The 20,732-nt window shown below is 31.2% G+C and carries 22 protein-coding genes; 6 read left to right on the forward strand and 16 right to left on the reverse strand.

Annotated elements, in window-relative coordinates; all coding sequences use genetic code 11:
- Nucleotides 1–51 precede the first annotated feature (51 nt).
- Entirely contained in the window at nucleotides 52–537 is a 486-nt protein-coding gene (locus QBK95_RS09010; protein WP_280932800.1) for a hypothetical protein, read from the forward strand.
- A 43-nt stretch (nucleotides 538–580) separates the two neighbouring features.
- Here QBK95_RS09010 and QBK95_RS09015 read toward each other — a convergent pair whose 3' ends face one another.
- The 5 genes from QBK95_RS09015 to QBK95_RS09035 form a co-directional block, all read right to left on the reverse strand.
- Entirely contained in the window at nucleotides 581–1,414 is an 834-nt protein-coding gene (locus QBK95_RS09015; RefSeq protein ID WP_280932802.1) for a CvfB family protein, read from the reverse strand.
- A 106-nt stretch (nucleotides 1,415–1,520) separates the two neighbouring features.
- Nucleotides 1,521–1,862: a DUF2853 family protein gene (locus QBK95_RS09020; RefSeq protein WP_280932804.1), complete on the reverse strand. Its 342-nt coding sequence runs from the start codon at nucleotides 1,860–1,862 to the stop codon at nucleotides 1,521–1,523.
- A gap of 103 nt (nucleotides 1,863–1,965) precedes the next feature.
- Nucleotides 1,966–3,690 (reverse strand): 2-succinyl-5-enolpyruvyl-6-hydroxy-3-cyclohexene-1-carboxylic-acid synthase, encoded by a 1,725-nt coding sequence (gene menD, locus QBK95_RS09025; RefSeq protein WP_280932806.1) that lies wholly within the window; start codon nucleotides 3,688–3,690, stop codon nucleotides 1,966–1,968.
- Between the two features lie 55 nt (nucleotides 3,691–3,745).
- Entirely contained in the window at nucleotides 3,746–4,825 is a 1,080-nt protein-coding gene (locus QBK95_RS09030; protein WP_280932808.1) for a chorismate-binding protein, read from the reverse strand.
- A 1-nt stretch (nucleotide 4,826) separates the two neighbouring features.
- Complete coding sequence (locus QBK95_RS09035) at nucleotides 4,827–5,252, reverse strand: PaaI family thioesterase (RefSeq protein ID WP_280932810.1); 426 nt, start codon at nucleotides 5,250–5,252, stop codon at nucleotides 4,827–4,829.
- Nucleotides 5,253–5,338: 86 nt separating this feature from the next.
- Between QBK95_RS09035 and QBK95_RS09040 the strand changes: the two genes are divergently transcribed.
- From QBK95_RS09040 to QBK95_RS09055, 4 genes are read left to right on the forward strand one after another with little or no spacing between them, the layout of a single operon-like run.
- Nucleotides 5,339–5,902, forward strand: coding sequence for a TetR/AcrR family transcriptional regulator (locus tag QBK95_RS09040; protein WP_280932812.1), 564 nt, complete (start codon nucleotides 5,339–5,341; stop codon nucleotides 5,900–5,902).
- A gap of 2 nt (nucleotides 5,903–5,904) precedes the next feature.
- A complete protein-coding gene (locus QBK95_RS09045; protein WP_280932814.1) occupies nucleotides 5,905–6,753 on the forward strand; it encodes an alpha/beta hydrolase family protein in 849 nt (282 codons plus the stop codon).
- Nucleotides 6,754–6,766: 13 nt separating this feature from the next.
- Entirely contained in the window at nucleotides 6,767–7,396 is a 630-nt protein-coding gene (locus QBK95_RS09050) for an alpha/beta hydrolase (protein ID WP_280932815.1), read from the forward strand.
- A gap of 27 nt (nucleotides 7,397–7,423) precedes the next feature.
- Complete coding sequence (locus QBK95_RS09055) at nucleotides 7,424–8,215, forward strand: hypothetical protein (RefSeq protein WP_280932818.1); 792 nt, start codon at nucleotides 7,424–7,426, stop codon at nucleotides 8,213–8,215.
- On the opposite strand, the gene QBK95_RS09060 is transcribed toward QBK95_RS09055, so the two are convergent.
- From QBK95_RS09060 to QBK95_RS09080, 5 genes are all read right to left on the reverse strand, one after another.
- Complete coding sequence (locus tag QBK95_RS09060; RefSeq protein WP_280932819.1) at nucleotides 8,210–8,587, reverse strand: nuclear transport factor 2 family protein; 378 nt, start codon at nucleotides 8,585–8,587, stop codon at nucleotides 8,210–8,212. The two genes, QBK95_RS09055 and QBK95_RS09060, sit on opposite strands and share 6 nt — an antisense overlap.
- Nucleotides 8,588–8,609: 22 nt before the next feature.
- Complete coding sequence (locus QBK95_RS09065) at nucleotides 8,610–9,122, reverse strand: DinB family protein (RefSeq protein ID WP_280932821.1); 513 nt, start codon at nucleotides 9,120–9,122, stop codon at nucleotides 8,610–8,612.
- Nucleotides 9,123–9,246: 124 nt separating this feature from the next.
- Nucleotides 9,247–9,582, reverse strand: a complete 336-nt coding sequence (locus QBK95_RS09070; protein WP_280932823.1) for a DUF2834 domain-containing protein — start codon at nucleotides 9,580–9,582, stop codon at nucleotides 9,247–9,249.
- A 75-nt stretch (nucleotides 9,583–9,657) separates the two neighbouring features.
- Nucleotides 9,658–10,206, reverse strand: coding sequence for a GNAT family N-acetyltransferase (locus tag QBK95_RS09075; RefSeq protein WP_280932826.1), 549 nt, complete (start codon nucleotides 10,204–10,206; stop codon nucleotides 9,658–9,660).
- Between the two features lie 47 nt (nucleotides 10,207–10,253).
- Nucleotides 10,254–10,946 (reverse strand): DUF6090 family protein, encoded by a 693-nt coding sequence (locus QBK95_RS09080; protein ID WP_280932828.1) that lies wholly within the window; start codon nucleotides 10,944–10,946, stop codon nucleotides 10,254–10,256.
- A 294-nt stretch (nucleotides 10,947–11,240) separates the two neighbouring features.
- Here QBK95_RS09080 and QBK95_RS09085 point away from each other — a divergent pair, with 294 nt between their 5' ends.
- On the forward strand, nucleotides 11,241–11,918 hold the full coding sequence (locus tag QBK95_RS09085; RefSeq protein ID WP_280932830.1) for a class I SAM-dependent methyltransferase: 678 nt from the start codon (nucleotides 11,241–11,243) through the stop codon (nucleotides 11,916–11,918).
- A 28-nt stretch (nucleotides 11,919–11,946) separates the two neighbouring features.
- On the opposite strand, the gene QBK95_RS09090 is transcribed toward QBK95_RS09085, so the two are convergent.
- The 6 genes from QBK95_RS09090 to QBK95_RS09115 form a co-directional block, all read right to left on the reverse strand.
- The gene (locus QBK95_RS09090; RefSeq protein ID WP_280932832.1) at nucleotides 11,947–13,791 is read right to left on the reverse strand and encodes a PLP-dependent aminotransferase family protein; all 1,845 of its coding nucleotides are present in this window, start codon (nucleotides 13,789–13,791) and stop codon (nucleotides 11,947–11,949) included.
- 252 nt (nucleotides 13,792–14,043) lie between these two features.
- Nucleotides 14,044–14,904, reverse strand: coding sequence for a helix-turn-helix domain-containing protein (locus QBK95_RS09095; protein ID WP_280932834.1), 861 nt, complete (start codon nucleotides 14,902–14,904; stop codon nucleotides 14,044–14,046).
- A gap of 71 nt (nucleotides 14,905–14,975) precedes the next feature.
- Nucleotides 14,976–15,695, reverse strand: coding sequence for a putative quinol monooxygenase (locus QBK95_RS09100; RefSeq protein WP_280932835.1), 720 nt, complete (start codon nucleotides 15,693–15,695; stop codon nucleotides 14,976–14,978).
- 343 nt (nucleotides 15,696–16,038) lie between these two features.
- Entirely contained in the window at nucleotides 16,039–18,621 is a 2,583-nt protein-coding gene (locus QBK95_RS09105; protein ID WP_280932837.1) for a phosphoenolpyruvate carboxylase, read from the reverse strand.
- 99 nt (nucleotides 18,622–18,720) lie between these two features.
- On the reverse strand, nucleotides 18,721–19,200 hold the full coding sequence (locus QBK95_RS09110) for an Lrp/AsnC family transcriptional regulator (RefSeq protein ID WP_280932839.1): 480 nt from the start codon (nucleotides 19,198–19,200) through the stop codon (nucleotides 18,721–18,723).
- 75 nt (nucleotides 19,201–19,275) lie between these two features.
- Entirely contained in the window at nucleotides 19,276–20,433 is a 1,158-nt protein-coding gene (locus QBK95_RS09115; protein WP_280932841.1) for a M14 family zinc carboxypeptidase, read from the reverse strand.
- Nucleotides 20,434–20,732 lie beyond the last annotated feature (299 nt).

The following is a 20,732-nucleotide window of genomic DNA, read 5'->3' on the forward strand; positions in this document are numbered from 1 at the left end:
CATAGGTTTTGCACGATTTTTGATACTTTTAAAAAAAATACATCAGTTAGAATGGTTAAGAATATCTTTTTCGGATTGCTTTTTAGTACAGTAAGTTTTGTTTCTTTTGGACAAGAAAAACCAATTTACATAGTAGAATGGGAAGAATTAGACAATAAATTATCTGAAGAGGAATTGTACTATGTGATAGAATTAAAGGAGATCACTCCTTCACTTTCATTCATAAACCAAAGAATTGCTACAGGAAATTACCAGTTAATGGAAATAGACCTTACGATAGATTTACGTACGCAACATCTAAGAAAAGACTCCACTGACTTTCTTCAACTACCAGAAAATAAATATATCCAATCTGATTATGCCCTAGCAATTCCATCTGGGTTAAACGAAAGAAGAGGGAGAATAACAATTACTGGAAGCGGTGGTTATAATAGTAGCTCAACCAATAATGGTGGTATTAAAAACACAGCTTATAGAGATGCTGGTTCTTATACAGGAATATATTGTCCTGTAACTGGTGTACCCCTAACCTACTAAATTTTGATAGCTATCTTATAATAAACCGTAAATAATAAAAAGATTATTCTACTAATCGAATTCCATCTTTTTCTATTACAATCTTTTTTGCCTTATATAATGACCCTATAGCTTTTTTAAAACTTTTCTTACTTAATTGAAAAACTTCTTTAATATCATTAGGATCTGATTTGTCGTTAAGGTCAATAAAGCCTCCACTAGATTTTAATTCATCTAATATTTGTTGAGCATTAGGTTCTATTGCTCTAAATCCATGTCGCTGTAAAGTAAGATCAATTTTACCATCTGGACGAACTTTTTTTACATATCCCTTAAGTTGATCACCAGGAGTAATTTTCTGAAAAACCTCATCTTCATATACCAATCCTAAATATTTTTGATTTACAATCATGTTCCAACCATAAGGAGATGGATGTGAAGCTATCAAATCTACTTCATCGTATGGTGATAATAACACCAAAGAATTATCTAGGAAAGCATTCGTCTTACTAGAACCTACTAACCTGTTTGTTTTTTCATCAAGATATACAAAAACCAGATACCAACTACCAGCTCTCATTTTAGAAGCTTGCTCTTTATAAGGAACAAAAAGATCTTTCTCCAAACCCCAATCCATAAAAGCACCAATCTCGGATACATTAGTGCATTTTAGATATGCAAATGAGTTCACTGTAGCATAAGGCTCTAAAGTTGTGGCAACAATTCGTTCCTCATGATCTAAATACAAAAACACTTTGATTTCATCCCTAATCATGAATTCGCTAGGAACATATTTGTTTGGCAATAAAACTTCATTTCCATCATCATCACTGAGATAAACTCCTTGATCTCTTTCTCTAACTATTTCTAAAGTATTATATACACCAAGCTTAAGCATGTCTTATTTTTTTGCGCAAAGATAATTCTTTAATTGTCCTATTAATCAATTAAAACAAAAAAGGTGCTCCAATAGGAACACCTTGTATTTTTTTCTGAACCGTTTTCTATTTGTAAACAGATTCTTTTCCGAAATGCTTAGCCAAAAGGTAATATACTACTGCTCTATATTTATTACGGTTAGATTTACCATACGCATCCATTACAGAAGCAATTCCTTCGTCTAACTTTGGTCCATCAGAAAGACCTAATTTTTTGATTAAGAAATTTTTCTTTACTGTATCTAATTCTGCCTGATCACTTCCAGATACTGTAGCAGCATCTTTATTGTAAATAGAAGGTCCACAACCTATAGTAACTTTGGTTAAAAAATCCACATCTGGTGTCTGACCAATTTTATCTTTGATATCAGCAGCATACTTAGTAATTAATTCGTCTCTTTTACTCATAAGATGATAATGTTTTAGGTTTTAGTTAATTTATTATGTTATCTCAAATATAATCTTTTTATAAATGAATAATTCATTTATAAATTATAATAAAAGGAGATTTTTAGATAAAATGCTTGAAATAATCGATTAAAGCACTATCATTCCTTTTTCTTGGTGTAAAAACCTCTAATAATTGAGGACGATTATTCTTAACATACAGTTCTTCTACTTCATGTACTAAACTTTGCATTTCATTCGCTTCATGATATTCGATCTGAAACATCTCACATAATTTCTTAGCAGTAAGATTATGCGTAGTTTCAAAATAAGTACTGAAATTATTGCTTTCTGTTTTTCCAGGTAAAATTCTAAAAATACCTCCTCCTTCATTATTAATTAAGATAATCTTAAAATTAGAAGGGATGGTATCATTCCATAATCCATTGCTATCATAAAAAAAACTAAGATCACCCGTAATAAGCGTTGTAGGTAACCCAGAAGCAACTGCAGCTCCAATTGCAGTAGATGTGCTACCGTCAATACCACTAGTACCTCTATTACAATACACTTTAAAACTTGGGTTTAAAGAGAACAATTGAGCATAGCGAACTGTTGAACTATTACTTAACTCAATCAATTGTCCATCAGGAATAAAATTAAAAATAGTTTCAAACACTTTAAGGTCTGTGAAATCAACTTTTTCCAAATATTCTTTATGTTTTAACCTTCTTTGATCTCTTATCGTTAACCAGTAAGATTTATAATCATTTTTAATTGGTTGCGTATTTGGTAAGAAATCAGAAAAAAATGAATTAGGTTTCATTTTTATATGTTCTGTTAAGCAGAAATAGGTATCATATGCCTTTTTCTTATCGATATGCCAATGTACCTTGGGTTGATAATTTCGTAAAAAAGCCTTTATACGTTTAGAAACCACCATTCCTCCAAAAGTCAATAAGATTTCAGGCTGTAGTTCTTTAAATTCATCTTCTTGCAATGATGTTATTAATTGATCAATACAGTTTATATGAGAAGCATGATGAATATTCGAAGTTGTTTCTGTTAACACTAATACTGAAGGGTCTTCTGCAAAACAATCAATCCATTGTTGATCAATATGATCAGGTGAGTTTACACCTATCAAAATGATTTTTCGTTTCGCTTTATTCCATTCAGTAAGCATTTTTGATTGCAAAGTTTCAGAAATATGATGCTCTACAGTTTCTACAGGAATATTTTTGGGAACGATTGTAGGTTCATTCACTGTATCATATAGAGGTTCATAAAAGGGAACATTAATATGAACTGGACCACTATTTTCTATTGCCGCATTAAGCGCCAAATTAATTTCTCTTTCATTATGTTTCTGTGCTTCATGCTGTTTCTGCTTGATTTTAAGATCCCCTACTTCCATTTCGGGTACAATCTCAGAATATAAATTTGCGGAGTACAAGATATGATTCTGGAACACATTTTTCTGGCGTATTGTTTGTCCATCTCCAATATCAATGCGCTCAATAGGGCGGTCTGCACTTAATACCACAAGAGGAATATCACTGTAAAAAGCTTCAGCAATAGCTGGATAATAATTTAATAATGCACTACCTGAAGTACATACTAAAACCACAGGCTTCTTTACTTGTTGTGCAATCCCTAATGCAAAAAATGCAGCGCACCGTTCATCTACAATGCTATAACAATGCATATCAGGGTTTTCAGTAAAACCAATGATTAATGGTGCATTTCTAGATCCAGGAGATATAACTATATGATCAATTCCCTTTGCTTTACATAAAGCAACAATGGTCTGCGACAAAGGAATTTTGGAATATAAATGTTTCTTCATTCGAAACGCTAAATTACGATATAGGCTTAATTAAAGCCAACCTTTTGGAAGTAATTTACTGCAAAACCTTTTTCATGGTTTCAGTCTTCTTTACAGTTTCCTCCCATTCTTTTTCTGGAATAGAATCTTTAGTAACTCCTCCTCCTACATAGACTATAGCTTTATCAGCTTTTAATTCCATACAGCGAAGGTTCACAAATAAATTAGACGCTGTTGTTCCGTTTTGATTGAAATTCAGCTCTCCTAAAAATCCTGTATAAAATTTTCGATCGTATTGTTCTTTTTCAACTATAAAAGATTTTGCCTCGTTTTTAGGTAAACCGCATACGGCAGGAGTAGGATGTAATGCTTTTATAACTTCTCCAATACTTGTTTTTTCATTCAGAGTACCTTTTATATCCGTTCTAAGATGCAAAAGTGTTCCTGCCTTATAGGTATATGTTTCAGATTTTTTGATGTCATTCACCTTGGTTGATAATTCCTGTAACACAAAATCCGTAACCATTGACTGCTCTTCTATCTCTTTTAGTCCCCAATCTACATGAACAGTATCTACATAAGGCTGCGTACCCGCCAAAGCCATTGTAAAAAACTGATTCCCTCTAATTTTCACCAAAGTTTCAGGTGTAGCACCAAGCCATGTTCCTACCAAAGGATGATACCAATAATAAACAAAGGCATTAGGATAACTACGAATCAATCGTTTAAACACCATTAAAGGACTATCCGAAGAATACTGTATTTCCTCTTTACGGGACAATACTACTTTTTTAAAAAAATCATCCTGAATTGCCTTAACACCTTTGTCAACCAGCTCTATATGTGCTTTTTTAGCCGCTATACTCGTATTAATCGATTGCTTTTTCTTCTTTACATCAATAGACATTTTATTATTATTCGGAATAGTAATATCATAACAATCGCTATTTTCTGTCGGAATCAATATTGACTTCTTTATACTATCAAATGGTGCAAATACAAACCCAGAATCACTGGTTGTTTCCAATAGATACATGTCATCATCATGCTGCAGAAGAGCATGTAACTTTTGTTCTCCTGATTTTCGATATACCACAAAAGGTAATTGATGATCCAATTGAGATTGGATTTTGATATAAATATCTTCGACATCCATATTACTTGGATTTGGGAAGTGCAATCGTTGTTAATTTTACAATAGAAATCAAATTATCTTCTTCGTCTCGTATTTTGATATCCCATAATTGAGTAGTCCTTCCTGGATGTACTATTTCTGCTTTTGCATATACATACCCTTCTTTAACACTCTTTACATGATTAGCAGATATTTCAATACCACGAATATAAAATTCTTTAGAATTCAAAAACATATAAGAAGCTGCACTACCAACACTTTCAGCAAGAGCCACCATTGCTCCTCCGTGCAAAACACCATCAGGTTGATGAACTCTTGGTGTAACTGGCATTTTGGCTATTAAATAGTCCTTCCCCACTTTACAAAAAGAAATCTCCAATGTCTCCATTAGCGTATTCTCGCACATTTTAGCACATTGTTTAAGTATTTCTTCTTCGGTTAAATTCATAGTGTTTAAATTTTAAGTAAAAATAAACAATGACATTAAATAATTCTAACTATATTTATTTATTATTTTAACGAACGTTCAATAAAATGCCAATAACAAAAACATCCAAAGAAGAAGTCTTGCAAACAGTTATTCCGATACTTAGAGAACGTGGTATCTGTAAAAGCAGCATGAGCGAATTAGCTAAAGCTTGTGGTATTCAAAAATCACATTTCTATTACTATTTCAGTAATAAAGAACAACTGATAAAAGAAGTTCTTTCTACGGTGAATAGTTATTTTAAGTACAACCTATTTAAGGTTATTGAAAACAACGATTTAACTACTAAGCAAAAGTTGGATAAATTACGCAAGCTTATAGATAAAATGTTTCGAAATGCAAACAGTGGTTGTATTATGGCCAATACCGCTTTAGAAACTGCTCATCTAAATCCTGTCTATAAAGATGAAATAAAACACTTTTTTGAAGATTTTATTAATGGACTTCAAATATTGTTAGCGCCAAACTATTCTAAACAAGAATCACTTGCTTTAGCAGAGCAAATGGTTCAGGATTTGGAAGGTGGTATTTTATTGATGAGAATATACAACGATCATAAATACATTAATAATGCTGTTTCCAGAATGGAAAAAATAATTCTTAAAGCTTAATTATGAAATCATACACTATCGAATCTATTGATGGACATCCCATTTCTGTACATGAATTCGTTCCTGAATCATCTATACACAAAAGCATTGTTTTTGCACCTGCAGTTGCGGTTCCGCAGAAATTCTATTTCAGTATGGCAACATATCTTGCTAAAAAAGGGTGTAATGTAATTACATTTGATTATCGCAGCATTGGCACTTCTACATCCCAAAGTATTAAATCTCTAAAAGATCATGGTTTCTTTTCATGGGCAATGGATTTTAAAGCTATTTCTAAATACGTAAAAGAGAAATTTCCTGATAATTATCAATATATGATTGGACATAGTTACGGAGGGAATAGTGTTGGATTTAGTGATGCATATCAATATTATGACAAATATATTACTATCGGATCTCAATTTGGTTATTACAAGCATTTTACTACAAGAATGCAGCTTTTGATTTATCTAAACTTTAAATTCTTTGTACCTATCACAACTTCCATATTAGGGTATTACCCATCAGGATGGTTTGGACTAGGAAGGCCATTAACTACTAAAGCTGCAAATGATTGGGCTACATTTTTGTTACATCCTGATTCTATGCTACATTTTACTAAAGATAATTCTGAAACCCATTATCGAGATATTAATGAACCTATGTTACTAATTAGTATTGAAGATGACCTTTTTGCTCCGAAAAAATCAGTTGACATCTTGGGAGATCGTGTTTATAAGAATGCAAAAACAATTCGAAAACACTTAAAACCATCAGATTACAACCTGAAAACAATTGGTCATTTTGATTTTTTTAGAAAGAAAAATCAGAATATCTTGTGGTCAATTATAGATGAATGGTTTCAATTATAAAAAGTTACTGATTATGCAAAAAGAAGTTATGTATCAATCTACAAATACGTATGATACATTAAATGAATTAACCAAGGAGACTACAACAGTTTGGCTTGTTTTTCACGGAATAGGATACCTAAGCAGATATTTTATTCGTCTTTTTCAAAGTCTGAATTCTGAAAAAAATTACATTATTGCTCCGCAGGCTCCGTCTAAATATTATAAAAACAATGATTATAAAAAGGTAGGTTCTAGTTGGCTAACAAAGGAAAACACGGTTACTGAGACTAAAAACGTTCTTAATTATGTAGATTCAGTAATTGATGCTGAACAGCTTCCTGAAAACATAAAATTCGTGGTATTAGGATACTCTCAAGGTGTTAGTATTGCTAGTAGATGGATCGCCAATAGAAAGATAAAACCTGATGCTTTTGTAATGGTTTCTGGAGGTTTTCCTAAAGAACTCGAGAAAGATGACTTTGCATTTCTAACCAACTCAACTACTATAACTCATATTTTAGGAGAGAAAGATCCTTATTTTGAAATAGAAAAAGTGAAGGCAGAAAAAGTAAGAGTACAGAATATTTTACCCCAAATAGAATTCAAAACTCATTCTGGAGGTCATGAATTAGATATTGAGACTTTAAAAAATATTGTTTAAATTTAAGAAGGATTTAAACATATAATAATGATTAAGAATATACTATGCTTTATTTTAACTTTGTTTTGCACCTTTAACTCTTTTTCTTTTACCATAGCATTCTCTGATTATTATATTGATCGAGTTACTGGAAAACAGCTCGGTTCAGATGGTTCTAAAACGAATAATCTAAGAGTAATTGATAGAAGAGAATGGGATTATGTAATTGAAGAAAAAGGAGGAACTTATTCCCGTCCTGGTATTCGTGAATTACATAAGAATAGTTATATCATTTCTGTAGACGAGAATCAAATACAACAAGAAATACAAAAAGTAGCTGATGACACGATGAAAGAAGGGCTTGAAAATCAAGTTTTTATTGTCTTGAATGTCAATACTGGAAAAATATTTGCCGTAAGAGATTGGATTCCAGAACTCAAAACTAATAAAGAAATTGTAATTAACACCTATGGAGTTGGATTAAACAGTGCCCCAAGAGTAGGTGAAGGATTGATGCTTCTTGCTCAGCTACATGGACATCCAAAAGAAATGCGAAAAGACAAAAAAAATGTCAGAACCGTTTCTGAGTTTGATATAAAAGTAGCCAAACACTTAGGGATTACGGTGTTTGCTATCGATGCATTTGATTCTTTTGTTTCCATGAGATCAAAATCATCCTACCAATACTCCAGAGCATTACATATGCATAAAGTTACAAAAGATGGTCGCACTAGAAATTTTGTAGGTAAAACATTTGGAAGGAATGGATTTCATACTTTCAATTTTTCTGACTATTTTGATTTAATGTTGAGAAAAGATGAATATGCCCCAATACTATGACTTAGACGCTGCTAATATTTTTCTTGCCTCTATAGTATCATAAATAATAATCAATTTTTCAATTTTGTTTTCTGAAGAGAATTCTAAAATATCCACTACCTTAAACTCTACTTTAGTATTATTTTTTAAGGTCCATATATACTTAAAAAGTACTGATATTCTATTTGAATTGTTTTCGCTAAAAACACCATCTAATTGTAATTCTGAAGCGTTTGTATCCTCTGCTAAGACACGATAAAACTCCCTTGCTGGCAACACACCATACAAAGGAGATTCTACGATCCCGTTATCAGTAAAAAGAGCAATTACTTTATCTACTTCTCCTTTCTCTAAAAAAGAAAGATAATGCTCTGCGACTTCTATTTTTGTCATGGTTTAAATCAAGTAATAGAGTTTATAAATACCGTTCTTCAATTACCTCTACATGATGTCTTTGATGTCCAGAAAGTATATAACCAGAAGCTCTGACACTCATGGGACTTCCACTAGCCTCTCCTATTTTGATTAACATATCATCTGTAAAACTTTTGAATAATGTAATTGAACTATTTCTAACTGCCTTAAAATCATCCAACAATTCTTTCTTAGTATAGTTATTAGCATTAGAATTAGGCACATATTCATCTTGATCAAACCCCATTAAAGGGCTTTTATCATTTCTAGCAAAACGCAGTGCTCTATATGCAAACACTCGTTCTGTATCTATAATATGCTGTAACACTTCTGCAATGGTCCATTTTCCTTCAGCATAAGCATAGGTTAATTTTTCATCAGGAATTGTATTCACAAAATCCAAAAACCCTTGTTTGCTTTGTTGTAAACCATCTATAATATTTGGAGCTTCAGCTTTATCAATAAAGGTTCCATAATACGGATTATATTCTTCTGGAGTAAGATAAGATTGCATAAATAAATAATTATAAATAAAAATAGAAATGTACTAATTCTAATTTCATTCTATGACAGCATTAACAGTTCTTTATTATTCTGGGAAGAAATCAAAAAAAGAAATCAAGAACGTTTAAAACGCGCTATTTATCATCGTTTAGTTTTTCTAATTTACAGGCTCTAAAATATAAAAACAACGGAAAAGTAAATGCTATAGCTAGCACAAAAGTTAGCGGAATGAATAACCACCAATGTTTCATTTTTAATTTAATTGCTTCTGGAATATACCATACAAAAAAGGTGAATACTACTACCAACAAATCTGCACTATAGGATTTTGCAGGGAACGTTGTTTTTGTTTGCGCAATATAATGCAGAATTGAAGTATTTTCTTCAGTCATAAAAAACTGAATATTAAAATACCAAGTATAACAAAGACCAAGAATTGCTAACAATAAATATGCATATTTGAGTTTCATTTGTGTGATTTTATATATTGACTATATCCTAATTAAGGGTTTTCTAACTATCTTTCATATTATTAACTAGCATCATCATTTATCAAGCAATTTTGTATAATGCTCTAATGTTATTCTATATACAAAAACATCCATATCCATATACGTTGTTCTTACTCCTCTGATCATTCCATTTCTTTCTGCAACTTTTTGGGATGCAACGTTATCTATATCAATAATTGAAATCACTGACGTGGCCAGGTTATTTTCAAAACATAACTTTTTGAATTCGTTTGCTGCTTCTATTGCATATCCATTTCCTTGATATCGTGAAATTAAATGATACCCTACTTCTATCTCGTTTTTATCATCAATATTTTGTAATAAAAGACCACATTGGCCAACAAATTCACCAGATTTTTTATCTATCAATGCTTGCAAACCATATCTTTGCTCCTTATACCTATTTAACTGAAAATCAATCCACTCCTTAGATTTTTCTGGTTTCATTTTCCAATCATCAGGAAAAAACTTTGTAGCAACTTCATCCATGATAAATTCTTGCCAAACCGCAGCATCCTTATCAATAAGCGGTCGTATTAATAAACGTTCAGTTTCTCTTTTTTCGAGATAATTAGTCCACATGTTTATGTATTTAAATAATGAAATCAAAATCGATAAGGTCTATTAAACTATCGATCTAATTCTTTTGTTATCTTCTCCTCTAAACTTTTTACTTTTTTCTTAGTTTTTTGATAAAATCTAAGAACCCCTTTTCTGTTTAATTCTATTTTTATTAAATAACTCATCAAGATATTTTTTTGTTTCTTACTCAAATTTATTGGAGTCTCAAGACTTATCAATACACCATTTTCATCAAACACAAAACTTGGAGCCAAGAATTCATTAATTTCTTTAAAATAATTCTTTTGATACTGCATTTCTTCATACTCTTCTTCAAGTATTTTTAAAGTATAGTAATCATATTCATATAAAGAAATTAGCTCTGATCTTAAGGAGTCATTCTCGATTAACTCTAAGCCTCTTGATTTTAGCGTTTCATAGGCAGAACTATTTTGTAATGATGTATAATCTCTTGTTAATTCTATAAATCGAAATTGTAATGAATCAAGAGTCATTTCTTTATTCTGAATTACATTTCTCCAAAACTCACAAGCTTTAATACCACGCTTATGACCATTAAGATTAATATTTAAATCTTCAATATCATTTTTTAATCCATTATTTAATTCTTCTAATATTTTTTGTTTCGCAGTATTATCCCTTCGGTTTTCATTCCAATTATTTAAGGCAAAAGCCGAAACAACTGCTATAAATATTGAAACAAATTCGAATATGTACTTTTTCCAATTCTTGTTTTTCAATTCAATTCATATTTAATAATAGTTAGTGTTTCGAATTTACTGTCTTTTCAATTAGCAAGATGTATTTAATACATATGATATCTAACACAATAATTTAGAAAACTAAAGCTAACAAATGATGATACTATTATTTAATTTTTATAGTATCTAAAGTACTAATAAAATTGTGAAATATTTTTATCTATCGAATTATCGTTTGTAGAATATCTGTTGCCATAGATAATTTGTAGGTTTGTCTTAAAGTTATGTATAGAGTCTGTATAATAATGCTTTTAGAACTTATGTAAATCCATTATGATGGATCAAGAAAACGAAACAAAAAGAAAAAAGAAACCTTGGCCAACTAAAGATGCTATGAAACAGGTTTATGAAATGAAGCTTTGGGGTGATCATAATTCTGAATTTTATTCTGGTATTGGATCGCATCATCCAGAGATAATACAACCATATATCGAAGTTATAACTTCATTTTTAAAATCTTTCAAAAACCCAATTACAGTATGTGATTTAGGTTGCGGAGATTTTAATGTAGGAAAAGCTCTGGTAAAACATACCAAAAAGTATATAGCTATTGATATCGTAGATGACCTTATCAAACGTAATAAGGAAACATTTAAAGAAGAAAATCTAGCGTTCGATTGTTTGGATATCGCAACGGACGATTTACCTTCTGGAGATTGTGTTTTATTAAGACAAGTATTACAACACTTATCAAATACCGAAGTACAAAATATTGTAACTAAATTAGCTGATTTTAAATATGTTATTTTAACAGAACATGTACCAGAAGGAACTTTTACACCCAATAAAGATATAATTTCTGGACAGGGAATTAGATTAAAAAAACAAAGTGGATTAAATTTATTGGTTTCTCCGTTTAATTTTAAAGTAAAAGAAGAAAAACAATTATTATCTATTACTCCAAAGGATTCAAAAGGAGTTATAGTAACCACTTTCTATCAAGTTTTTTAAACCATATTTATGTTAAGGATATACTATTTTACATTTTTTCAATAAAATCCAAAAACACCTTTTTATGAAGTTCCAAATCTAGATTAGGCGAAAGTGCTACACGCACGATATAATCTTTATCTCCTTCTTTAGTAGTTCCTTGGGTAGAAGTGGCAGGTATAGTCCAATAACAGCCTTTTAACTGCCCGTAACTAACACAAAACTTACTTTCATTAGGAATTTCCTTTATCATTAGGTTGATCAATGTAAGATTTAATGCTCTTTTATAGGATTCTTTTTCTTCTTCGGTATTACCTTTAGTAGGAAGATCTAATGAAAATACAGATGGTGTAAACCCTTTATTTGCCAATTCATCAGAAACAAAATTAATTTTTGCTTCTGGTAAATTATCGTTAATAAAGTTTACAAATTCACGAGTATTCTTATAAGCACCATCAATTCTTTGAAGCATAGATGGCAATTGCTCTGCCAATAATTCCATCTGAAGGTTTGTAGCTTCATTATCACAAAGTCTAAGATGCAACGCTATTTTATGCATTAAATCTTCAGATTTTTTATTTGACACACAGTAACCAGCTGTACATTTTCCTCCACTAGGGAATTTTGAACCACTAACATATGCAATCGTTCTAACCGAAGAAAGTATTTCATCTTCACCTAAAAAGTGTACATTAGGGCAAAATGTTTGGTCTAAAATAAAAACAGGATCAATCGCTATTTCTCCATTCTTAGTTTTACGTTCCTTACTTAAAACCTCTTTTAATTTTTGAAGATCTGGGACTTCTACTCTTGGATTTGTTGGAATCTCTGCAATTATATATGGTATCGCATCTTCTTCTGCTATTTCTTTCAAAACCGTATCAATACTCTGAACCATGTCTTTACCGCCATCAACTGGTAAATCCATTACTTCAATAGTATCAATACATGCGGCAACTCTTCTTGCTTGGTCATTGGTTCCTCCATAACAATTTGGTGGAACTATAATTTTGATCGCTTTTCCTTTATGTTTTTCTTGTGCATCATGAATAAGTCCCATTACAATAGCATACTGCATAGAGAGTCCACTAGAACCGACAAGTGCCTTTATATCAGTACCAGTAATGTTTTTTATTGAATTTAAGACTTGGTTTTTATTTGTTTCTCGATTAGCAGTCTTATCATCAGAAGAAGTCTTTTGTAATGCATATTTTAAAGCAATCAGCGTATTAGCAGGTGTCATCGCAATAGTCTCTCTTCTTCTTACATGCTGAATTTCTGACACGTAACTTTCATTTTGTTCACCATTTACTAATAAAACACTACCTAGGTCAACATGAATATTAATAAAAAAATCAATATTTGGCGTTAGATCAAAATTACAAACATCATCTTGTTCTGTAATCAAAATTGTACTACCGTCAAATTCTGAAATCTCTTTTGTGTGCGTTATTTTTTTTAGATCAAACGTATAACCATAAACTTGTCGTAGAATTTGAGCATCAAAAAAATCTGGCAACTCACCAGAGTATAAGATTTGAGTATTTTTATTATCTAACAAATTCTTTCGCAGCACAGCCATCACAGGAATTGTCCTTGATGAAAAGCTTATTACATTTTCTGAGTTTATACTATTTAAATTAGCTATAACCCATTCTAACACACAGGATAATGGATGACCTAATCGAATATAATCAAATGCAGTAGGTAATTCATTTAGGGCTGACGATCTAGAATTATTAGTATTAAACAGGATTTCAAACTGCCCTAAAAATTGAGTTTTTGCTAATTCTTCATCATAAATATCCAATCGATGAGTAGTTAGATTTAGCCAGTCTGCGGGCATGTTTTGCAATACATTATTAATATAATTCAGCACTTTATTGTCTTCCATTATTGTTACCATTAGATAGGCTGCCAATATATATTAATTAGATATATTTTAAAAGCATTACAAGATGTTTTGTTATTCAAAAATCTAACATTTCTCATGTGGCAAATTAGTATCAGAACGATGCTATATAATGTTTTGTTTATAGCTCACCATTATTTTCTTTAAACAGAACTTTCATAAGAAGTTTATTATATCTGTATGGAGTCATTTTCAAACCTTCAACCTAATCCGATTCTAGTTTTCAAATAGTTATCATTTTTCTAACTTAGCAAAACCAACTGTTTTTCTATAAATATCTGGTGAAACTCCTACTTTCTTTTTAAAAAATCGACTGAAATAAAATTCATCCTGATATCCCAAAAAAGCAGCTATCTGTTTTACTGGTTTAGAAGTTAAATAAAGTTCACGTTTAGCTTCTATAATAATCCTATTAGTAATTAAGGAAGTAGGTGTTTGATTAAGGTACTTCTTTGCGATCCCTGCTAATGTTTTTGGACTAACACATAATACATCAGCATATTCTTGAGGAGAATGTAAGCTCGAATAATTATTCTCAATCGCATCTACTAAATTTTGTAGTATCTCTGATTGACTATCAGAAAATTTTGGTACAATATCTTTATCAAATTGTCTTTTTTGTCGTACCGCCTCTATTAAAAAAACTTTCAAAAAAGCTACAAGAACTTCGTGTTGAGCAATAGAGTTTTTATCCATCTCTTTTGAAATTTGTTCTATTAAATTAAAAAACAAAGTTTCTTCAGAAATTTTAAAATAAGGAAGTCCATGAAAATTATTGAAAAGGATTCCTTCGGTTTCAATTTCATTCTGATGACGATAGATACAAAAAAAATCAGGATGAAAGTTTAACAGATATCCTGAGCATCGCTCATCAGAAGCAATCATAAAAGGCTGGTAAGGAGCTAAACAAATTATCTGATTTCCTTCCAATTCATATTTAGAAAAATCCGCTGTTAACTCATATATTCCTCCGTTTAACAAAATAATAGAGTAATAATTTTTTCGTTGCAAATGGTCAAATTGATTTAGGTCATTGAATTGCTCCAATCTAAAAGCTAACTCACCATTTTGTTTATCAATAATAATTTGAGCCATAATCATCTATTAATCTTCCTTAATACAAAAAAGAAAGGAGTGCATTGAACACTCCTTTCTAAAGATAATAATTATTTGGAAGCTAAAATATCTATTTTTTGGATTGCTGATGCATCAAAACTTTCCAAAATAACAGGAGCGTTTTCCATAAGAGCAGCAGCTACTTTACCTGTTAGATGTGCATCTCTTCCTGTATCTTCTTTAAAAGTATCGAATATAGCAAAAGTACTCTCATCTAACTGGATAGCATACCAGGACAATGTTTTTGGTTCATCTCCTACCAATTGCTTACCTACGTTTAGAAAATTTTCTACATCTCCAGACTTTCCTTGTTTAGCTTTCATAATTACCAATAATCCTTTGTTTTGTATACCAGGTTTATGATTAGAAGCTACCACATTAACTGCCTGTATACTTCTACTGACATCAAAGCTTTCCAACAGATTATCTGCATTCGCTAATAAAGCTTTTGCAACTTCACCACTTAAATGAGCTTGTCTACCTACTTCTGTTTCAAAAGTGTCATAGATTCCAAAGGTTTTATCATCAATCTGAAATGCATACCAGGATACCGTTTGGGGCTCTTGATTTACCAGTGCCAATCCACCAAGTAGAAAATTTTTAACATCTTGTTCTTTTCCTGCTTTAGCTTTCATAATTACTAATAATCCGATTGTTTCTTTTTTTACGTCGTTCATGTTATTACTATTTATAGATTTAGAAAATGTTTGAATTGAAGATCCTAGAAGCATTACTAGGGCGATTAATTTTAATGGAACTTTAGTTTTCATATTTTCTTTATTTTTTGTCACAGTGCAAATTTGGCACTAAACAAGAGATCCTGGAATGGACATTTATTACTAATGCATGGACAATTTTCAGAAAGGACTTTCAGTAATTTTATATATTAGATTAACGCATAACGCAAACGCATCACTGTATACGTAAACAGTGACCATACACTGATTTATTAGGGTTCTTTTTTTATCGAAGAATATTTTTCCCTATTTGATACTATTCACTAATACATCGTCCCAAATTAAGTTTATTGTTATTCTAGGCAAGATATTGGGTAAAAAAAAAACCACAACAGTAAAACTGTTGTGGTTTATATAATTAAAAAGATATTTATTCTTAAGCCGAGTTACGACTGGCGTTGATATTACCAAATAAAGAACGTGTTACCATTTTTTCATAGATTTCCAAATCTTTGGCATCTTTACCAGATCTTGTAATATCTTGAATCTTCTTCAATGCATATTGTTGGATCGTAAGCAAAGGCAATACAATGTTTTCTCTAATATCTATAGATGCCTTTCCTGCTGGTTCATTTTCCATTAATTCAGAATACCCTGTTAGTTTTAATAAAAGACGTTTAGTCAATTCATATTCATCATGGATGATATTCCAGAATGCGCCATACTCTTCATCGTCTTTCATATATGAAGTTAACTCAAAAAATGATTTAGTCAAACTCATCATACTATTTCCAACTAAAGCCCTAAAAAACGCTGAACCTTTATACAAGGATGTTATTTTATCAAATTCTCCTCGATCTTCATAGACTTTTAAAGCAGTACCTACTCCATAAAACCCTGGAACATTTTGTTTTAGCTGACTCCAACTACCTACAAACGGTATTGCTCTTAAATCACCAAAATCTAATGTACTACTCTTACTTCGCTTAGATGGACGACTACCTATATTAGCTTTACCATAATACTTAAGTGTACTCATATGTTCTAAATACGGTAAAAACTTAGGATGATTTTTAAAATCAACATAGGTCTGATAACTAATATCAGCTAATTCTTGCATTGTTTCTTTATTCTCTTTGGAAAAAAGATTCGCCTCATTAGCAGTCAACTCGTTTTCAACTCCTGCTCCTAACAATTGCTCCAGATTATACTGACAAGAATCTAAGGTTCCAAAATTAGAACTGATTGTTTGTCCTTGAACAGTAAGCTGAATTTCTTCATCCTCTACTGTTGGTCCAAGAGAGGCATAAAATTGATTTGTATTTCCTCCTCCTCTTGCTGGTGGTCCTCCACGTCCGTCGAAGAATACTACTTTTATATCATATTTTCTTGACACTTCTGTCAAGGCTTCTTTTGCTTTAAAGATTCCCCAGTTAGCCATCAGATATCCACCATCTTTAGTTCCATCAGAGAAACCAAGCATAATAGTCTGCTTCATTCCACGACGTTTTAGATGCTCCATATACACTGGATTACTATACAATGCTTCCATTACTTGATGAGAAACCTGCAGATCTGGAACTGTTTCAAACAATGGAATCACATCTACAGAAGGTTGTTCCCAATCACATAATCTGATCATTGCAAAAGTTTCCATCACATTAAGAACACTTCCGTTATTACTAATAATGTAACGGTTTGCTCCTCGTTCTCCGTTGTTCTTCTGTATAGTTTTGATAGCATATATAGATTCTATAGTGGCCCTTGCCATATCATCTTCTAGTACAGATGGATCTAATTTTCCAGTGGTATTGGATAATACTTTTATTTGATCCTTTTCTGTTAAAGAATCATAATCCTCAGGAAAAAACCCTAAGCCTAGCGCATTCGTACTTTTTACCACTTCAGTTAATACATTATGATGTACTCTGGAATCTTGTCTGATATCTAAGGTTCCAAAATGGAATCCAAAAATCTTTATCTTATTTATCAGATCCTGAAGCTCTTCTAAGAACAAAGACTGATGCTTGGCAATCAGTTCTTCTCTCACCTCCAATAAACCATTCATCAATGTATCAATAGACAAAGGTTCGGCCGTTCTGGCATAATAGAAATTTTCATACAATGCTTCTTCAAGCACTCCTAATTTGTCCTGTAGATTACCAAAAGTGATTCTACGTTTTAGTTTACGCATATCCCTATAATAGTTTATCAGAATTGTTTTGCGCAATCTTTTTGCCACTTTAAGTGTCGTTTCTGTAGTCACAAATGGATTACCGTCTCTATCTCCGCCAGGCCAAAACCCAAGATTAATAAGATCATTTCCTAGATCTTCGTCTTTAAAAAAGTTTTGTTGAATATAATTATAGATAGTACCTACAGCATGATAAAATACATTCTCTAAATACCAAATCAAGCTTACCGCCTCGTCATAAGGAGTTGGTTTTTCCTTTTTGAAAAAGGCTGTTTTACCAAGTTGCGCCAACAATCTTTTGATACCTTGCGAATCATTATTTCGAATTGCTAAATCCAAATCGTGAATTATCCCTAATACTGTTCCAGGATAAAATTGTGTAGGATGCGCTGTTAAGGTCGGTCTAATCTTAAACCTTCTCAAATACTCTTTTAGTTCTTCTAATTGTCCTTTTGCTTGCGCTTCTTCTTTGATACTTCTCAAAGTACCACGTCCATCCATATTATTTACAATAGGAAAAGCTGCATCTTCTATTGCATCAAATAATACTACCTGACGCTCTATATACTGAATAAACCTAAACAAAAGATCATGTTTTTCTTTATCTGATGGATTATCTTGATAGAGTTTAAAAAAGTTTTCTACAATTTCGGAAGGGTTTTTCTTTTGATCATATCCTTTTTCGCAAACTTCTTTAAAAAGTGGAAGTAAAACCCCTGTATTCGTGATTTCATCAAAGGGTAATGTAATAAATATACTATTGTATATCTGATACTTAGTCAGAACGTTGTGGTTAAAACGCTCTATTTTTGGTTGTCTTGCCATAATTGTGGTTACTAATATGGTTGATTAATAAATTATTTTACAATAAAAAACCCTCTAAGATTGGTTCCTAAAGGGTTTATATATGAATAGCATCGCCCTTTACATATCCTGAAAAATAGAATGCATCAAGCGTTTTTTATCATTAATACTTTCTTCTAAAGAAATCATAGTTTCTGTACGATACACACCATCAATATCATCTAATTGAAAAATAATATCCTTTGCATGATTAGTGTCCTTTGCTCTAACTTTACAAAAGATATTAAACTTACCAGTAGTAATATGTGCAACAGTTACAAATGGTATTTCTTTAATTCTTTGTAATACAAATTTGGTTTGCGAGGTATTCTGAAGATAAATACCGACATAAGCGATAAAAGAATATCCTAATTTTTTGTAGTCTAATGTTAATGAAGATCCTTCAATAATTCCCGCTTCTTCCATTTTCTTAACACGTACATGAACGGTACCAGCAGAAATCAATAATTTCTTTGCAATATCCGTAAAAGGAGTACGAGTATTTTCGATCAACATGTCTAAAATTTGGTGATCTACTTCGTCTAATTTAAATTTTGCCATAGTAATTCTAATAAATTTTCCCGATTATTTACATTGCAAAAATAACAGAAAAATAATGTTTTCATACATTTTTTTTCAACTTTTTCTCAATTCTGTTGAGAATAATTCATCATTTAACCTGAATTTTAACAACTGATTTTCTCGAACTACCTCTACTGTAACGTTTTCGTTATATATTTCCCTTTTATTACCTATAATTTCTCTGTGTCCATAAAATTTTTCTAAATCTCCAATTTTTTCAATTTTCGGAATGAATTTGACAGCGTTTTCGGACAACTTCTCGGTATATTGAATGGCAATATCCACATTTTTTTTATCCAAAATTACATCTCTTATGATAATGTCATAAAAACATTTGCCATTTTCAGGAATATCAAAATATTTTTGATAATATTCTCCTGTTACGTTTTTTTCTGAAATATATCCTACTGCTCTAATAAGCGCATAAAAAATAAACTCTCGGGTTTTTTCACGACCATAATCATCCTTATAATGTCCTGCTTCAAATAATATGGTCGGTATCTCCATATCCGACAATGTATCACCAACACAATTGATATTAAAACCATCATCATACCTTCCTATACTATTTGGAATACATTGTTGTAATACAGTATTGATCTCTGATATGATTTCCATCGCAATCTTTCTGCAGGGAGTTATAGAGCGATCTTTATCACCAGCAGGAGACAAAAAAGAAACAGTAGCAGACGAATTCACCTCTCCTGCACTAAAGATAGTGCGTTGTCCATGCAAATTAAAAGCATAATGGGGTTGAACTCTTTGAATCACTTTACTCAGAATTACACTTTCTTTTTGAGTTCTATTCTGAGCGTCTCGATTAAGATCTACTTGGTTATAATTAAGTCTTGTATATGCTTTTGCTCCATCTGGACTTAACATAGGTATTATATATAAAGTACAGGATGTCAAAATATGTTTAGAAAGTTCATTAGAACCATCATTAAGCATATTTATAAAGTCAAAAATTCCTTTTGTAGTAGTGCTTTCATTCCCATGCATTTGAGACCAGAATAATAACTTCTTAGGTCCATTACCTAATTTTATAAGATGGATAGGTGCATTATTTTCAGAAGTACCTAAAAATTCAACACAGTCTTTTTTTGACAAAATTTCTATTAGAGGGTTAATATGCTCTAAATGTATATAGCGTCCATATAAAGAAAGCTCTTTGTATGTAGTAAACCAATTCGATAATTCGTGAGTATTCATAAATCTATAAAAGCGTCTAAATTACTACTGTTTAAGGAAGATTCATAACAATTAATTTAATTTTTACAGATGTAAACTTCAATTATTGTTACAATTGTAAATTATCCGCATTTACAGATGTAAACAACTATTTATCTTTGTTTGTTTAAAATGTTAAACAGCATGTTTATATCGATTTAAAAAGAACCTTAAGTTATTAACAAATAACAAGGGTCATTTTATAAATATTGCTAATATTCTGTTTTTCAATGTTTAAATTACATTTATTTAAAGTGTATATTTAATATTAAGTAACGATT

Origin of the sequence: Aquimarina mycalae (genome assembly GCF_029906345.1) — a bacterium.
GTDB lineage: Bacteria > Bacteroidota > Bacteroidia > Flavobacteriales > Flavobacteriaceae > Aquimarina.

Excerpts from the sequence above, each read along its gene's own strand:
- QBK95_RS09105 (WP_280932837.1), bottom strand. The coding sequence starts at position 18,621 with ATGGCAAGACAACCAAAAATAGAGCGTTTTAACCACAACGTTCTGACT.
- QBK95_RS09045 (WP_280932814.1), top strand. The coding sequence starts at position 5,905 with ATGAAATCATACACTATCGAATCTATTGATGGACATCCCATTTCTGTA.
- QBK95_RS09115 (WP_280932841.1), bottom strand. The coding sequence starts at position 20,433 with ATGAATACTCACGAATTATCGAATTGGTTTACTACATACAAAGAGCTT.
- QBK95_RS09075 (WP_280932826.1), bottom strand. The coding sequence starts at position 10,206 with ATGTGGACTAATTATCTCGAAAAAAGAGAAACTGAACGTTTATTAATA.
- QBK95_RS09110 (WP_280932839.1), bottom strand. The coding sequence starts at position 19,200 with ATGGCAAAATTTAAATTAGACGAAGTAGATCACCAAATTTTAGACATG.
- QBK95_RS09060 (WP_280932819.1), bottom strand. The coding sequence starts at position 8,587 with ATGACAAAAATAGAAGTCGCAGAGCATTATCTTTCTTTTTTAGAGAAA.
- QBK95_RS09100 (WP_280932835.1), bottom strand. The coding sequence starts at position 15,695 with ATGAAAACTAAAGTTCCATTAAAATTAATCGCCCTAGTAATGCTTCTA.
- QBK95_RS09050 (WP_280932815.1), top strand. The coding sequence starts at position 6,767 with ATGCAAAAAGAAGTTATGTATCAATCTACAAATACGTATGATACATTA.
- QBK95_RS09010 (WP_280932800.1), top strand. The coding sequence starts at position 52 with ATGGTTAAGAATATCTTTTTCGGATTGCTTTTTAGTACAGTAAGTTTT.
- QBK95_RS09020 (WP_280932804.1), bottom strand. The coding sequence starts at position 1,862 with ATGAGTAAAAGAGACGAATTAATTACTAAGTATGCTGCTGATATCAAA.
- QBK95_RS09040 (WP_280932812.1), top strand. The coding sequence starts at position 5,339 with ATGCCAATAACAAAAACATCCAAAGAAGAAGTCTTGCAAACAGTTATT.
- QBK95_RS09090 (WP_280932832.1), bottom strand. The coding sequence starts at position 13,791 with ATGGAAGACAATAAAGTGCTGAATTATATTAATAATGTATTGCAAAAC.
- QBK95_RS09035 (WP_280932810.1), bottom strand. The coding sequence starts at position 5,252 with ATGAATTTAACCGAAGAAGAAATACTTAAACAATGTGCTAAAATGTGC.
- QBK95_RS09030 (WP_280932808.1), bottom strand. The coding sequence starts at position 4,825 with ATGGATGTCGAAGATATTTATATCAAAATCCAATCTCAATTGGATCAT.
- menD (WP_280932806.1), bottom strand. The coding sequence starts at position 3,690 with ATGAAGAAACATTTATATTCCAAAATTCCTTTGTCGCAGACCATTGTT.
- QBK95_RS09065 (WP_280932821.1), bottom strand. The coding sequence starts at position 9,122 with ATGCAATCTTATCTTACTCCAGAAGAATATAATCCGTATTATGGAACC.
- QBK95_RS09055 (WP_280932818.1), top strand. The coding sequence starts at position 7,424 with ATGATTAAGAATATACTATGCTTTATTTTAACTTTGTTTTGCACCTTT.
- QBK95_RS09070 (WP_280932823.1), bottom strand. The coding sequence starts at position 9,582 with ATGAAACTCAAATATGCATATTTATTGTTAGCAATTCTTGGTCTTTGT.
- QBK95_RS09015 (WP_280932802.1), bottom strand. The coding sequence starts at position 1,414 with ATGCTTAAGCTTGGTGTATATAATACTTTAGAAATAGTTAGAGAAAGA.
- QBK95_RS09095 (WP_280932834.1), bottom strand. The coding sequence starts at position 14,904 with ATGGCTCAAATTATTATTGATAAACAAAATGGTGAGTTAGCTTTTAGA.
- QBK95_RS09085 (WP_280932830.1), top strand. The coding sequence starts at position 11,241 with ATGATGGATCAAGAAAACGAAACAAAAAGAAAAAAGAAACCTTGGCCA.